Here is a 15,590-nt window from a genome sequence, read left to right as displayed (position 1 = left end):
TGCTACGAACAATTATAAAAGAAAATATGATAGAAAAATGGTGATAATGAACAGGTATAAAAAGATTTTGTTGGCAGGTACTTTATCTGTGCTGTCTTGCTCATTGATACATGCGCAAGAGTTGTATAAGGATGAAAACGCTCCTGTGCACGAACGGGTGGCAGATTTACTTTCCCGCCTGACAGTGGAGGAAAAGATTAGTTTGCTGCGTGCTACTTCTCCCGGTATTCCCCGTTTGGGTATTGATAAATACTATCATGGCAATGAGGCATTGCATGGAGTAGTCCGTCCGGGACGTTTCACTGTATTTCCGCAAGCTATCGGACTGGCAGCTACCTGGAACCCGGAGTTACAAAAACGGGTGGCTACTGTGATTTCGGATGAGGCGCGTGCCCGTTGGAATGAACTCGATCAGGGGAGAGAGCAAAAAGAGCAGTTTAGTGATGTACTGACTTTTTGGTCGCCTACGGTGAATATGGCACGTGATCCCCGTTGGGGGCGTACCCCGGAAACGTATGGAGAAGATCCTTTTCTAAGCGGAGTGATGGGAACGGCTTTTGTGAAAGGTTTGCAAGGAGATGATCCGCGTTATTTGAAGATTGTTTCCACTCCCAAGCATTTTGCCGCCAATAACGAAGAACATAACCGTTTTGTCTGTAATCCGCAAATCTCGGAAAAGCAACTGCGCGAATATTATTTCCCGGCTTTCGAAATGTGTGTGAAGGAAGGAAAGGCTGCTTCTATCATGACTGCTTACAACGCGTTGAACGATGTGCCTTGTACACTGAATGCCTGGCTGCTGAAAAAGGTGTTGCGTCAGGACTGGGGATTTCAGGGATATGTCGTTTCCGATTGTGGGGGACCTTCTTTATTGGTAAACGCCCATAAGTATGTAAAGACGAAAGAGGCGGCTGCCACTCTATCCATTCAGGCTGGATTGGATTTGGAATGTGGAGATGATGTCTATGACGAATATCTGTTGAATGCTTACAAACAATACATGGTATCGGATGCCGATATCGATTCGGCTGCCTGCCATGTGTTGACAGCACGTATGAAACTGGGACTTTTTGATGGAACCGAACGAAATCCGTATACCAGAATCTCTCCGTCGGTGATCGGCTCGAAAGAGCATCAACAGATTGCTTTGGATGCAGCCCGGGAGTGCATTGTTTTATTGAAGAATAAGAATAATATGCTTCCATTGAATGTTAATAAGGTGAAATCAATAGCCGTGGTAGGTATCAATGCCGGTAAATGTGAGTTTGGCGATTATAGCGGTGCGCCGGTAGTAGATCCGGTTTCCATTTTGCAAGGTATAAAAGACAGGGCAGGCGATCGAGTGAAAGTAGTGTATGCACCCTGGAAATCTGCTGCCGATGGCTTGGAACTGATTCAAGGAGAAAACTTTCCGGAAGGATTGAAAGCGGAATATTTTGAAAACACTGCATTGGAGGGTACGCCTAAAGTACGTAAAGAAGGTTGGATTAATTTTGAGCCTGCCAATCAGGCGCCCGATCCTTTTCTTCCTAAATCTCCGCTTTCCGTTCGTTGGACGGGAAAGTTGAGACCGACTATCTCCGGTCGTTATACTTTTAGTTTTACTTCCGACGATGGTTGTCGTTTGAGTATTGACAACCAGTTGTTGATTGATGCCTGGTCGGCTCATGCGGTATCTACCGACTCTGCTTCCATCTATCTTGAAGCGGGGAAAGATTATCAGTTAAAAGCGGAGTACTATGACAACCGGGATTATGCTATCGCAAAATTACAATGGAAAGTTCCGCAGGTAGGAAAAGCTACCCGTCTCGATTTGTATGGGGAGGCCGGAAAAGCAGTCCGCGAATGTGAAACGGTCGTTGCTGTGATGGGAATCAATAAGTCAATAGAACGTGAAGGACAGGACCGGTACGATATTCAGCTTCCGGCAGACCAAAGAGAGTTCTTACAGGAAATCTATAAAGTAAATCCGAATATAATCGTTGTATTGGTAGCAGGAAGCTCACTGGCTGTCAACTGGATGGACGAACATATTCCTGCCATCGTAAATGCCTGGTATCCGGGTGAACAGGGGGGAACAGCCGTTGCCGACGTATTGTTTGGTGACTATAATCCAGCCGGGCGTTTGCCGCTCACTTATTATAAATCTCTGGATGAATTGCCTGCTTTCGATGATTACGATATAACCAAAGGGCGTACTTACAAATATTTTAAAGGAGACGTTCTTTATCCTTTTGGTTACGGACTTAGTTATTCTTCTTTCAAATACAGCGATTTGAAAGTAAAAGACGGTGCAAATACCGTCAGCGTTTCTTTCCGCTTGAAGAATACCGGCAAGAGGAAAGGGGATGAAGTGGCACAGGTTTATGTGCGGATTCCGGAAACCGGAGGTGTCGTTCCGATTAAAGAGTTGAAAGGTTTCCGGCGTATTCCTTTAAAATCAGGAGAGAGCCGTGTGGTAGAAATCGAACTCGATAAAGAGCAACTTCGTTATTGGGATGCAGGATTGGGACGATTCATCGTTCCCCAAGGTGCGTTCGACATTATGGTCGGTGCTTCCTCTAAAGATATTCGTCTGCAAACTGTCATTAATTTATAGATTGTATCATAGTTGTTGAGGCTGTGTAAAGGGTAATCGATGTATTAACTGTACCTTTTACACAGCCCGACTTTTAATTTATTGTAGTATGAAAAACAAGTATTTGCGGTGCATAAACGCACTATTCTTATGCTGTCTGATGGCGGAAACAACAATGGCCGCCCGTTTCCAACAGCCGTCCCTGAAAGCTACTTACAACAAACCCGCAAAAGTGTGGGAAAGCGAAGCATTGCCTATTGGTAACGGTTATATGGGCGCTATGATCTTCGGAGGTGTGGAAGTAGATGTTATTCAGACAAATGAACATACTTTGTGGTCGGGAGGTCCTGGCGAAGATCCGTCTTATAACGGAGGGCATTTGGGAACCCCGGAAACGAATAAAAGTTATCTTCATAAAACCCGTGTGCTGTTACAGCAGAAGATGAATGATTTTACTGCAAATCATTCCGCTTATATTGACGCAGACGGAAAATTGATTACCCATAATTATGAGGGGGACGGTAACGCCACGGAACTACGAAACCTCATAGATAAACTGGCGGGAACTAAAGAGCATTTCGGCTCTTTTCAAACATTGAGCAATATCATTGTAGAGGTTGTAAATCCGGCTACCTCCGAACCTGCCTATTCTGACTATACTCGGACGCTGGATATTGACAATGCCATTCATCGGGTAACTTATAAAGAGGGAGGAATAACCTTCAAACGGGAGTATTTTATGAGTTATCCGGACAATATCATGGTGATGCGTCTGACATCGGATTCGAAGAAGGGAAAGATTTCACGTATGATATCTTTGGAATCATTGCATACCGACAAGGTCATCCGGGCTTCGGACAATACGATTACCCTGACAGGATATCCTACTCCGACGAGTGGTGACAAGCGCGTAGGAGATCATTGGAAGAATGGATTGAAATACGCGCAGCAACTATTAGTGAAACATACAGGCGGAAAGATTACGGTAGTAGACGGGAAGAAATTGAAGATAGAAGAGGCCAAAGAAATCATCGTATTGATGTCGGCTGCAACAAACTATGTGCAATGCATGGACGATTCTTATCATTATTTCTCTGGAGAAGAACCGCTGGATAAAGTGAAGGCTACGCTGAAAAAGGCGGCCAGTAAAAAATATACCGCTTTATTGGCTACCCATGAGAAAGATTACCATTCGTTGTATGACAGAATGAAACTGAATTTGGGCAATCTGCCGGAAATGCCTGTTGTAACTACGGATAGTTTGCTGAAAGGTATGGATGCTCATACCAACTCGGAATCCGAGAATCAATATCTGGAAATGTTATATTTCCAATTTGGTCGTTATCTATTGATTTCTTCTTCGAGAGAAGGTTCTCTGCCTGCCAATTTGCAAGGAGTATGGGGAGAAAGACTTTCCAATCCCTGGAATTCCGACTATCACACCAATATCAATGTGCAGATGAATTATTGGCCTACGCAGCCTACTAATCTATCCCGTTGCCACCTGCCTATGGTAGAATATGTAAAGAGCCTTGTACCACGCGGAAAATATACGGCGCAACAATATTATTGCAAACCCGATGGCGGAAATGTACGTGGATGGGTGACGCATCATGAAAATAATATTTGGGGTAATACGGCTCCGGCCAAGAAAGACACTCCCCATCATTTTCCGGCAGGAGCTATTTGGATGTGCCAGGATATTTGGGAATATTACCAGTTTAATCTTGACAAGGACTTTTTAGAAGCGTATTATGATGTCATGCTCCAAGCGGCTCTTTTCTGGGTGGATAACCTTTGGACGGACGAGCGGGACGGTACTTTGGTGGCAAACCCCTCACATTCTCCCGAGCATGGTGAGTTTTCATTAGGTTGCTCCACCTCACAAGCTATGATAGCAGAGATGTTCGATATGATGATAAAAGCCAGCAAGGTGTTAGGTAAGGACAAAGAACCGGAGATTGCAGAAATAGAGACTGCAATGAACAAACTTTCCGGTCCGAAAATAGGATTGGGCGGACAATTGATGGAGTGGAAGGACGAAGTGACGAAAGACGTTACCGGAGACGGTGGACACAGACATACGAACCATCTTTTCTGGCTGCATCCGGGCTCGCAGATTGTGATCGGAAGGAGCGAAGAAGATGATAAATATGCAAATGCCATGAAAGTGACACTGAATACCCGTGGAGACGAGGGCACAGGCTGGAGTGAAGCATGGAAACTAAATTTCTGGGCCCGTTTGCATGATGGTAACCGCTCTCATGCATTATTGCGGAGTGCAATGAAACTGACTGTTCCCCAAGGCCGTTTCGGTGGTGTATATACCAACCTTTTTGACGCGCATCCGCCTTTTCAGATTGATGGAAACTTTGGTTGTACAGCCGGAATTGCGGAAATGTTGATGCAGAGTCAGGGGGGATATATCGAGTTGCTTCCCGCTTTGCCCGATGCATGGAAAGACGGTGCGTTCAAAGGGATGAAAGCCAGAGGAAACTTTGAAGTGGATGTAACCTGGAAAGAAGGGCAAATCACTTCGATTGAAATACTTTCTAATGCAGGTGCAGAGTGTATGCTTAAATATCCGGATGCAAAGAGTCTGAAAGTTTCCGGTGCTAAGGTAAGAGTACTCGCTGACGACCGGATTGCTTTTGATACTGTTAAAGGTAAGAGATATACGATCAGATGAATATTGCACAATGCGATATTCGTTTTACAACGAAAACTCCCCCTCACTTCATTGTGAGGGGGAGTTTATTCATTCAAAACCTTTCGGACATTTGTCCTCTCTTTTATTTCTGCTTTCTACCTTATTCCTATTTGTTGGTAGTCAGGCAATTAATCATATTCACTACTAACTTACCAGCTACCGGATCTGTCGTTGCCTTTTCCGTACACATGGTCGAGATCATTGCTTCTCCTTTTCCGTCAGCTATTTGTAACATCGTCAGTCCACGCATAGATTCTATTCGTTCGATGCGGTCTTCCGGCTTTCCACCATCAATGTAAGCGTGAATTTTCATCTGTCCTGCCAGTTCCGTCACGTTTTTGTGGCGATGGACTTTCAGAGTAGCGGTACATGCTTGCGGAATTTCCCGTTTATTGTTGTTGAAATAGCGTAATTCCAATACATCGATGTCATTGAACACCGGAGCATCATTACGTTCCATAATTACGATATCGCCTTCTGTCGGGATAATCCAGCCCGTGATATATTCAGGATATATCGCTTTGACGGCTTCCTTACTGTTGAGGAAGAGCAGCTTTCCACCTTTTGACTGATAAGCACGGATCAGCTCCTTTTCTTCGTCAGTGCAGGCTGTCAGACCGGAGATAACACAAAGGTCGGCTTTCAGTTTGCTGTTGAGCAATTCTTTTATGGAAGAAATCGGTTGATTATTGATGTTCAGGAAGTCAAATACCGTTTTCGTGTTATCTTTATCCAGCAATACGATCTTTTTGTTTGGATCTACCTGACCTACATTCCACTCTTTATTAGTGAGCAACAACTCATATTCATTGGCAGAAATTGGCAGACCGTTCTCTGTGAGTTTTAATACCAGTTTGGCTTTTGTCTTGTCGGCAGGCAGATTGGCCGGCAACTGAATATCAGGTTCGGCATAGTATCGCGCATAATGTTTCACAGCCGGAATCTTTTCACTGCCGCTTGCCAGGCACTTTCCGCTTTCATCTTGTATTTCCCAACGAAGCAGGGACGGTTGCAGATCCGTACCGTCTTCACGGTCATTGACCACATAGATGCGTGTAGGCAGTTTCTCACCTGCGTACAAGTTGCGTCCCCACAATTCTGCGCTAACCAATACAGGTTGTAAAGCCCGTTTCAAAGCATAGTAGGTGGGGTACGGTTCTATGTTCTGATAATCGTATGTCTGACGGAACCATGTCATCAATGCAAAGTGCATAATACCTGAAGCCTGGTCGTTGGAGCGACGAAGCGTTTCGGCCAGTTCACCCGTGATGAATGCTTGTACTTTCAGGAATGAAGCCGGGTCTGCCCAATCATAAGACTCATAACCGATCAGTGTATAAGGATTTTGGTGGATGAGCTGATAGGAGCGGGTAGGATGTCCCGTTTCGTTATTGGGATAACCCGTAGACATCTCCTGACTGATAAGCGGACGGTCGGCTACTTTGAACTGTTTTTGGAATTCTCCATTGAAGAAACGGAAAACCGAGTAATCATACCAATTGTAATAACCGTGCATATCGTCAATGTCGCCATCGTCGATGCTGCTCATAAAGTCAGCGCCGAATTTCTTATCCTTGCCTTTGGCCTGATAGTTGGAGTCGAAGCAGATAGGACGGGTAGGGTCGATGCGACGCATCTCTTTCACTACATCCGAAATAATACGGTATTTCTCTTTGGCACGTTCCAGATTACTGTCATTGTCATAGAACTTCATTTCATTGTTCACTGTCCAGAAGAGCAGTGAAGGGTGGTTGCGATATTTCTTCAGCAATCCTAAGAACTCGTTACGCCATATTTCAATCAGACGCTGGTCTGGAATTGGAGTGGAATGAATCATCAACCATGACCATGTGCCTTCGAATGAAACACCGATACCGTTACGGTCGGCAGCTGTCATCCAGCGTTTGTTCCACGGAGTGGTGTGTGTACGGGTTACGTCGATGTTTCCGGCTTTCATCAGTTGCATGAAAGTATTGGCCAGATTTTCATCATTAGGTGCCAGTGCGAAAGGAATGTGGTTTCCGCCTCGCAACCAGTATTTATTACCGTTCAGGTAGAAAAGTCCGTCTTTCACCTCAAAAGTACGGAATCCGGAAGTCTCTGTCAGACAGTCCAGTTCTGTTCCTTTATCTGCTACCAGGCGGAATTTGAAATCGTACAGGTTGGGATGCTGCGGTGTCCATAAGCGAGGTTTCAAATCGCTGATCGTATAGGTTTCCATGCGCTCTTCATCTGCATTGAGATTCAGTTTCCGTATGGATAATCCCGAATAGAGTACAGCACCGGTTTCTTTGTCGATGATATCCGTATAAAGGTCGAACTGTTTCTTTTTACTACCGTGGTTCTTTAGGGTTACATCGAAGGTAGCGCCATTCAGGGTCGGTTTGATAAAGACATCTTCCACTTTTACGGGATCGGTAATCGTCAGTTTTACCGGTTGCCAGATTCCGGCAGGTTCGTCACCATAAAAACCATGAGGAATTTCTTTCAGCAGAGCATCTTTGTTCACTTCCACTTTGGCATCTTCCTGTTCACTTTCACGTACGGAAGAATAGAAGAAATCGATGGCATTTGCCGATTCCGATGCGCTTCCATCCATTTTGCGTGTCACTTTTACGGTAATCAGGTTCTTACCGGGTTTCAGCAAACGGCTGCCGTCTACCTGAATTTCACCGAACATGCCGAGATGTGAAGTGGCTAATGTTCCGTTGATATAGATTTCGGCAATTTTGGAGACTGCGTCGAAGGTCAGCGTCATATTCTTGCCTTCCACATTGGCAGGCAGTTCCAGCCATTGACGGTACCAGGCATATTTCACCCGGCGATAATCGAATGTATAGTTTTCACAGCGGTCGGTTTCCTGTTGGTAGTAGGTGTCCGACACACCTTTGGGTTGTGCACCGGTAGGAGAGGGCATCGTTTCGCCATGCAGCCAGATACGGATTGGTGTCCAAAAGTTAGGAACGGACATGATGTGCCAGTCCTGGTCGTTCGTTTGTACCGAAACAGCCTTATCCTTGTTGTCCAGTTGATAGTCCGGCATAAAGAGCCAGTTGCCATCCAGCGTGATGTCTGTGCGGCTGCCGGTGAGCGCTGCCAGTTTGGCGGAAGTATAGGAAGCCCGTTCTTGGCGGCGTTTGTTTTCTTTCTCCGTAGGAGTGGCCTTCTTTTGATATTCTGCCACTTTCACGTTTTTCAGTGCATCGTCTGCCATCGGAGTAACGGTGAGGTCGTCAAATTCAGTTTCTATCCATCCTCCACCCAGAGCAACTTCACCCGATGGTACCAGGTCGGCATTCTTGTCTACAAGATCAATATGCGGTTGTTTCTCGTCGTTGAGGAATATGCGGATACGGTTGCCGCAAACTTCTACTTTTACACGATACCACTCTCCCGGCACAGGATGGAAACCTAACGGGCGGACTCCCATAAATTCGTCCGTACCCATATATCCGGTGCGCATCAGGTAAAGATCATCTTGCAGTCCGCCTTTGATACCTACCACATAACGGTCGAAACGGTTGTAATTGCGGAAGCTCGCCCATATCTGCACCTGTTCGGCATTTTTAGGGGCCCGGGCTTTGAAAGAAAAGGAGTAGTTTTTCCATTCGGGATGACCGAATACGGCATAAGCGCCTTTCGAACGGAATACATTGTCGGCAATACTGCATATTCCCCGACCCACCACTTTCAGTGTTTCTCCGGCATTGGAGAAGTCGTTTGTCCATGTAGCATTGCTTTGTGCTTGTCCGTTCATGCAGAAGACGCTGCACGCACAAGCCAGAAATACTTTGCTGATTCTATTCATGATATTACAAGTTAATAATAATTTTGGTATAAAAGTACGGTTCGACAATAAATATTAGAATGAAGTACCGCTTAATGTACACTTAATATGTGCTTAATTGTCCCTGCTCTTGTTTTTCGTTGATTAATTTTGTATCTTTATAGGTTTCTCGTCTTTTTTATATAGATAGTCACTTTATAAAGTGACAATTGTCAGCTTATAAGGTGACGTTTATCACTTTACAAGGTGATAATAGTCACATAGCAAGGTGACAACTACCTGACTGCATAAACTCTTGCAGTTTACTGCACTCAAAATTCTTATTCTATGCAGTGGAAATCCTTATTGTATACATTGAAAAAAATATCTTGTGGTGAGTTTGATGTAAAAGGTTACATGAAATATAAAAGAGCCATGCCGGAATTCGAGGTCTGTAACAGACTTGCGATTTCACGGCATGGTTGTTTGATAGCATCTCTATTCAGAGTAATCTTCATTACTCTGGTTTGTACAGAGATTAAGATTTACCCCTCAACGATTCTGAAGAACAGGTTCTGATTTGAGAAGTCGGTATTATAATCAATCTTTATTTGAAAATTGGTCGTTGTCGGAACTAACTTTAATTTGAATGTCTGTTCGTCACTGTCAATCTCCAAACCGGCAGTAGTCTCATTGCCTTGTGACTGGAACTTTAATTCACACCTTCTTTTGCCAAAGTATTTCTTTGCATAATCGGTTATCACAAGTTTATTTGTGGCAAAATCATATTTTATTAATACAGGAAGATTCTTTCCGGTAAGATTTTTAGGACCGCCGTAAACATCCCATGAACAACCGTTTACCCAGAAATTGTGATTCTTGAAGTAGTCTCCGAATTTATACACTTTGCCTACTTCCAAATCTGACAATTTCTTCTTTTCCGGGTCGCCCGTTATTTCAGATACTTTGATTTCATAATCTGTACTGATGACTCCCGTTGCGTTTGGCTGTTTGTCAAGCCCCATGTAGATTGTGTTTTCACCCGGCTGGCGAACCGGGTCTTTGATGTACCACTGTTCATTTCCGTTAGAGGTAGTTTCTCCCTTACCGGCATTGAATGTCCAAGAGAGTTTGACACCATTATTGGCTTCTGTCATATCACTCACTTTCTTGTCGTTGAAGTTGAAGTTATACAGAGCCCATACCGGACTTAATGTTAAAGTATAGTTGTCGGCATTCCATTGGAAGTTAGTACCCCATTTTTCTTTTACTTTGTCATTCTGGTCGTCTTTATTCAATGTGATTTTGAAATCAGCGTCAGCAGGCTTGAAATTATACAAGGTAGTGCGCAAATCCAGCTCATTGAAGTGGTAACCCAGTTCTTCATCATACACACCAGGGATTGCCAATTTCTTGCCTAATATACGTATATTCTGATTCGGGTCAGTATCCGGATGGTCAATACCGGCTTTTACATACATTTGAATAGCCAGTTCCTCTTTTGCGGTCGGAGCTTCCACTACATACTTCGTACCTACATTTCCTACATACAATCCCACTTCTTTCTCATTGAGAGTGAAAGGAGCTTTGTCTGTTCCTTCATCATTCATAGCGAACAGGTTAGCGCCTTCTATGCCATCAGCTTGAGGGCCTACCAACAGATAACTGGTCTTTTGGGCGGCATCGTAGTAAAGGCATACTTCACCATTAGCTAACTCAGTGTCTTGTGTAATCGTTGCAAGGTTGGTAGTCATCGGGATAGCTTCCCAATTGCCGCCATTGGCTTGAGTACCCAGTTTCCATGCTTTGGACGCAGTGACACCAAGATTTTCCATTGTTGTTTGGGCATTCTGCACAATGAAGGCTTTTGTACCTTTGTACAGACTTTCAATGTCACTCAACGATACTGTTGTACTTCTCAATTCGATACCGTTCTTAGCGGTCGCTTCATCCTGTGAGTAAATCAATACTTCTTTAGAGAATTCCTCTTCGGCAACGGTATAAGTTATTCTGACTTTACCCGACCTGTTAGCAGCTTTGGCAGTTAATACACCTTTATCAGTAACTTCGAATGTATTGTTCGGGTTTTCTGTCAACTCATAAGTGGTTGCAACTGCGAGTTCACTGAATCCCAGTTCGTCCACAAACTTCACTTCTTCGTTTTCACCGAATCCCCAGCCTATTGTCCTGGTAAGGTCTAGACTTTCGGTGCTGACGAATTTCAAGGATTCCGAGTTCTGATAAACCGTACGTGTCTCACGATAAGCGAACACGCCGTTGTTGGCACTGTAGGAAGTCGGTTTCACCACGAAGTAGTTGGAACTTGTAGTCGTCTTGTCCAATGTGATTTCCAGTACTGCACCGTAGTAAGGAGCCGTCATGTTACTTGGAGTCAACTCTACGCTCAAGATGCCGTTTTCGTCTAACTTCTTAGTTGTATTTACTAACAGTTGGGGCGCTTCCGCACGTGTCAGCTTCAATTCGTGAATATCCGCGCACTGGAAGTCGGCTTCGGACAAATCAATGTCTTTAGGTAGAATCTTGAACTTGGCGGTAGCTGTATGGGCAGTAACCACTTTGCCTTGCGTATTGGTGTAGCTGGCTGCTTCCAGGAATTCATCTTCTTCGAACACGAATTGTTTTTGGAAGAGAATGGAACTGATACCGCTGAAACCGCCACCTTGTACGGGAAGAATATAGTTTTCGCCGTATATATAGACGGAAAGTGTTTTATTCTCTTTGTTCTCTGCCAAAATCGGTGTATCCTTGTCTGCGGTGATAGTGGTTTGCACCAGTCCTTCCGTTTTCTGGATGTAGATATAACCGTTGCTCTTGTCATAATACAGTTGGTCTTTGTCTGTTCCGGGAATTTCCTGTTCGGTACCGAATGTCAACACTTTATACCAGCCCGCACCTTTGTCTTTGGTATATCTCCATGTGCCTTCTTCCACCTTGAACTGGTAGAAAGGGGTGGCTTTATTGGAAGCCTGTACATACAACTCGTCTCCATTGCTCAATACGATGGTATATTGCGACTGGTCTTCACTGGGATACCAGCTTTGTACGGTCAGGTTAGCATTCAACGCAGCTTCAATCTTTTCTTTGAATCTGTCCATGTCGGACTCAACGGTTGTGATGCGGTTGTTCAGACCTTCGATATCCGAGTCGTAATCCTTACAGGAAACAACTCCTGTTCCTAATGAAAACAACAGTGTTCCATAGAGAAAACTGTTTAATACTCTTTTGTTCATCATAGGTAAATTTTTAGTTTGGTACATATTTTACTATTCTAATTTCTTTATTTCTCTGCGATAATCTCTGCATAGTTCAGGCTGATCTCACCTTCGGTCACTATCAGGTTGAAGTCGGCATATCCACGTGCGTCACGAGAGTAAACGGCTACTTCGGTTTCTTCCCATGCGCCGCCTGTGGCAGGGAGACTTACGCTTTGGGTCATTGTGTCGCCAATTTGGCAACGTACGCTGGCTGCGTTATTGCTGGAGTAGCGGAAGCGGATAGTGGATGTTCCGGTTCGGAAAGGTATTTCTTTCCATCTCAATGTGTTCAAGCTGCCGGAAGTGAGGTTGGCGTGCCAACCACCGTTGTACTTCGTGTCGTTGCAGTATTTCACCACGCCCTGCTCGGGAGCATTGTTCATTTCTGTTTCCATCAACAGCGTTTCTATCTTATTGCCCGAAACCGAACCGTTGAAACAATAGTCGCAGGCTTCCGCTTCCAATTTCTGTCTGGTCGGGAAAGGACGGTTGCTGTACTTGCGGAGCAGGTTGATGCGTTGGTTGGGATAGTCATAGTAGATTTTATCCGAACTGCGCCACCAGGCTGCGTTTTCGGCAAGGTCGGTAAATCCTTCCAGAAATACGAGATCAGGTTTTTTGGCTAAGAACGATTCCAGCATCTTGGTTGCGTAGCGACCGTGGTCGGCATCGATAAACTGCCAGTTCGGACGGGCGAGGTCACCTTGCACGAAGCCCGGGCATCCGCTGCCTACACTGAAACCCTTGAAGTTGTAGGCGGAGATATAGGTGTTGTAGATTAAGTTCTCGTTGTACACTTCTTCTGACATACCCATAGTGGGAACGGCAAACCAGTTGTGAATACCGTCCAGATAGGGGCAGTTCACCAATGAGAAGTCGCGGTCGGTCCATTCGCGCTGGATGATAAGGAATGGGCGCACGCCGAACGTACTGTTGAAATCGTCGCTGATGCACTTCAGGATATAGCTCAACTTGCCGTTGTAAGCATCCGATTTTGTTTCATCAAGCCCGGTCGTACTTTTGTATTTTGCCGGGTCTTTCTTCATCAGCTCGCTAAGGTAACTGTCCTGCAGGAAGCCGTTAGGATTCCAGAACAGGATAACCGGGCGTCCGTCTATCTCGAACCAGTAGTCGCGTGGTACGTTTTCGAACGAGGGTTTCAGGTTGGCATCCCAGATGTAGTAGTACACTTCCTTGCGGAAATCGTTGTCCGCACCTTTCATATCCTCTTTTTCGGGGTCGAGGAACAGTAACGGATAGTGTGAACCTTCTACACGGCTGCCGTTCTTGAACGGCTTGTTGTCATAACCGTAGCCTTTGTGCGCGTTGCGCGCAGCCGACCATGAAGCAGGCGTATCGTCGAAGATGGCGATTTTAAACTCGTGTTCCATACCTTTGCGCTTGATAGCTGCCATCAGGTCATGGAGTTTGTCCGGGCGTCCGTGGTCAATGTCCTTGTTGGCTTCGCCGCGACAGTTCATTGCAACATAATCCTGACCACTGTAAGCGATTTCCTCTACAAAGTTATCCCACCAGTCGGCTTCGGTAATCGGGCCGGGATAAGGTTGGTCGTCCTGTGCTTCCGGGTAAGCAGAAGCAACGTAGCGGCAGAATAATGAACGGTTGTGCATGGTGGAAACGTCGGTGCTGGGCTTGTCCATCTTCTGGCGCAAGTTGCCTTCGAATCCTGCCAGTGTACCTATTTTGTAAGAACGTACGATTTCCTGTTCCGTTCCCTGTCCGCCTTCAGAACCCGGACCGTCCGGACCGTCATTCGGATTGTCGTCCGAGCACGTCCAGCAGAAAGCGCCCAAGCCCAGCAGACAAATGTATTTCCAATATTTATTTTTCATATTCTTTCTATCATTAAAAAGTTAACATTCTTAGTTTTTCTTGAATTGCTGCCGGGTGATGTCCAGGTAAGTCCTGCCATATCCGTTGCCGTATCCTTCTACTGTCGGCTCGATGAAAGAGTCGAAGTTGTACTTGTTGTAGGAGTCGATAAGAATTAACCGGTTACGTCCGGCATTCATCTTGGCTACGTTGCACATGGTACGGTAGGTGGCGGCGTCTTTCTTCACAATCGGAGTGTTACCGATGGAACCGCGACCGTCCTGCACCAGTTTGTTCCATGCCGGACCGACGCAAGGTACGAACTCCATACTGCCGTCACCGAAAGCGGGCAATGCTGTTTCACGGTTGTACTTCCAGTTCTGGTCTATCATCTGCGGGTACATATAGGAACGGCTCATCTCTGACTGGTCGTACATATTGCGGCTGGCTACGGCGTCTACGCAACCTTCCATGTAGAAGTATTGGTAACGCATCTGGTTGCACCATACATCAGCACTTTCCACCATGATGTAAATGTCGTAACCGGTAGCTTCTTTCACTGCTTTGCGGATACCATCATACATTGCTTTGGATTCTTGCGCGTAGATTTCGCCTGTCTTGTTCTTGATGTAAACCACCGGGCGCGTGCCACCAAGCTTGTAGTAACGGTCGTCGGAGAAGTAACAGCCTATTTTGCTGAAGAAATTGTTCAGTAGTTGTTGGCGGGTGTAGGTGACACCGTCATATACCTTTCCGGCTGCCGTTTCGATGCAGTTGCTTGAAGAAAGGGTAGGAGGCAGGTCGACAATGTTGTTCCAGTTGACCGAAATTACTATTTTCATTGTTTTCAAGTCTACGAAGTCTACTCCCGGTTGACCGAGGTGTGGCATCGGCAGGCGTTTGCCGCCTCTGCCGGAGCGTCCCAGCATCATTGTGACGAACAGTGAATCTCCCTGATTGATTTCTGTACCGGGACCCTTGCCCAGGTCAGCGCCTACTTCGGGCAGGATTATAAAGTTCGCTCCTGCTTCGATACAGTCGTCTACATGCTGCTGTACCATTGGTATCATGCGATAGCTCTGGCTTCCTGCGTCCGGTTGCAGATAGCCGTCCTTTTGTGATTCGGGCATTACTTGCGGTGTCAGGTTGTTGTAGTTGTTCTTGGTGCTCAGTTCCTTGTCGGTCAGCGTCAGAAGTTCCCAACGGGTGAAATTAGCGTCACCATTCGGTCTGGTGGTAATGTCATTCCCCTTGTAGTAGAAGATGCCCACCTGATAATCTTCGGTGACGGGAATTTCCGGAATCTCGTAGTTCAGGAAGTAGTCATCGACGCTCGGACCTTCTTCCTTGCTGCATGCTGCAAGAAGTAGTAAGGCTGCGGAGCATCCGGTAATGTATTTCATTAGTTTCATAACTGTCTATCTGTTT

At 45.5% G+C, this 15,590-nt stretch carries 6 protein-coding genes; 2 read left to right on the top strand and 4 right to left on the bottom strand.

What is annotated here, in order from left to right; genetic code table 11:
* The first annotated feature begins 37 nt into the window (after positions 1-37).
* Both CJF29_RS17720 and CJF29_RS17715 read left to right on the top strand, forming a co-directional pair.
* Positions 38-2,599 carry a glycoside hydrolase family 3 C-terminal domain-containing protein gene (locus CJF29_RS17720; RefSeq protein ID WP_099146047.1) on the top strand — a complete coding sequence of 854 codons (2,562 nt, stop codon included), beginning with the start codon at positions 38-40 and terminating at the stop codon, positions 2,597-2,599.
* A gap of 88 nt (positions 2,600-2,687) precedes the next feature.
* The gene (locus CJF29_RS17715) at positions 2,688-5,267 is read left to right on the top strand and encodes a glycosyl hydrolase family 95 catalytic domain-containing protein (protein ID WP_099146048.1); all 2,580 of its coding nucleotides are present in this window, start codon (positions 2,688-2,690) and stop codon (positions 5,265-5,267) included.
* Between the two features lie 127 nt (positions 5,268-5,394).
* Here CJF29_RS17715 and CJF29_RS17710 read toward each other — a convergent pair whose 3' ends face one another.
* The 4 genes from CJF29_RS17710 to CJF29_RS17695 form a co-directional block, all read right to left on the bottom strand.
* Positions 5,395-9,096: a glycoside hydrolase family 2 TIM barrel-domain containing protein gene (locus tag CJF29_RS17710; protein ID WP_099146049.1), complete on the bottom strand. Its 3,702-nt coding sequence runs from the start codon at positions 9,094-9,096 to the stop codon at positions 5,395-5,397.
* Between the two features lie 503 nt (positions 9,097-9,599).
* The gene (locus CJF29_RS17705) at positions 9,600-12,308 is read right to left on the bottom strand and encodes a hypothetical protein (RefSeq protein WP_176553102.1); all 2,709 of its coding nucleotides are present in this window, start codon (positions 12,306-12,308) and stop codon (positions 9,600-9,602) included.
* A gap of 44 nt (positions 12,309-12,352) precedes the next feature.
* Positions 12,353-14,182, bottom strand: coding sequence for a DUF5010 domain-containing protein (locus CJF29_RS17700; RefSeq protein WP_074637803.1), 1,830 nt, complete (start codon positions 14,180-14,182; stop codon positions 12,353-12,355).
* Between the two features lie 30 nt (positions 14,183-14,212).
* A complete protein-coding gene (locus CJF29_RS17695; RefSeq protein ID WP_004307110.1) occupies positions 14,213-15,574 on the bottom strand; it encodes a glycoside hydrolase family 99-like domain-containing protein in 1,362 nt (453 codons plus the stop codon).
* Positions 15,575-15,590: the final 16 nt, after the last annotated feature.

Source organism: Bacteroides celer (assembly GCF_002632415.2).
Taxonomy (GTDB): domain Bacteria; phylum Bacteroidota; class Bacteroidia; order Bacteroidales; family Bacteroidaceae; genus Bacteroides.
The sequence above is the reverse complement of the archived record's forward strand: the minus strand, read 5'-3'. Positions and strand labels throughout refer to the sequence as shown.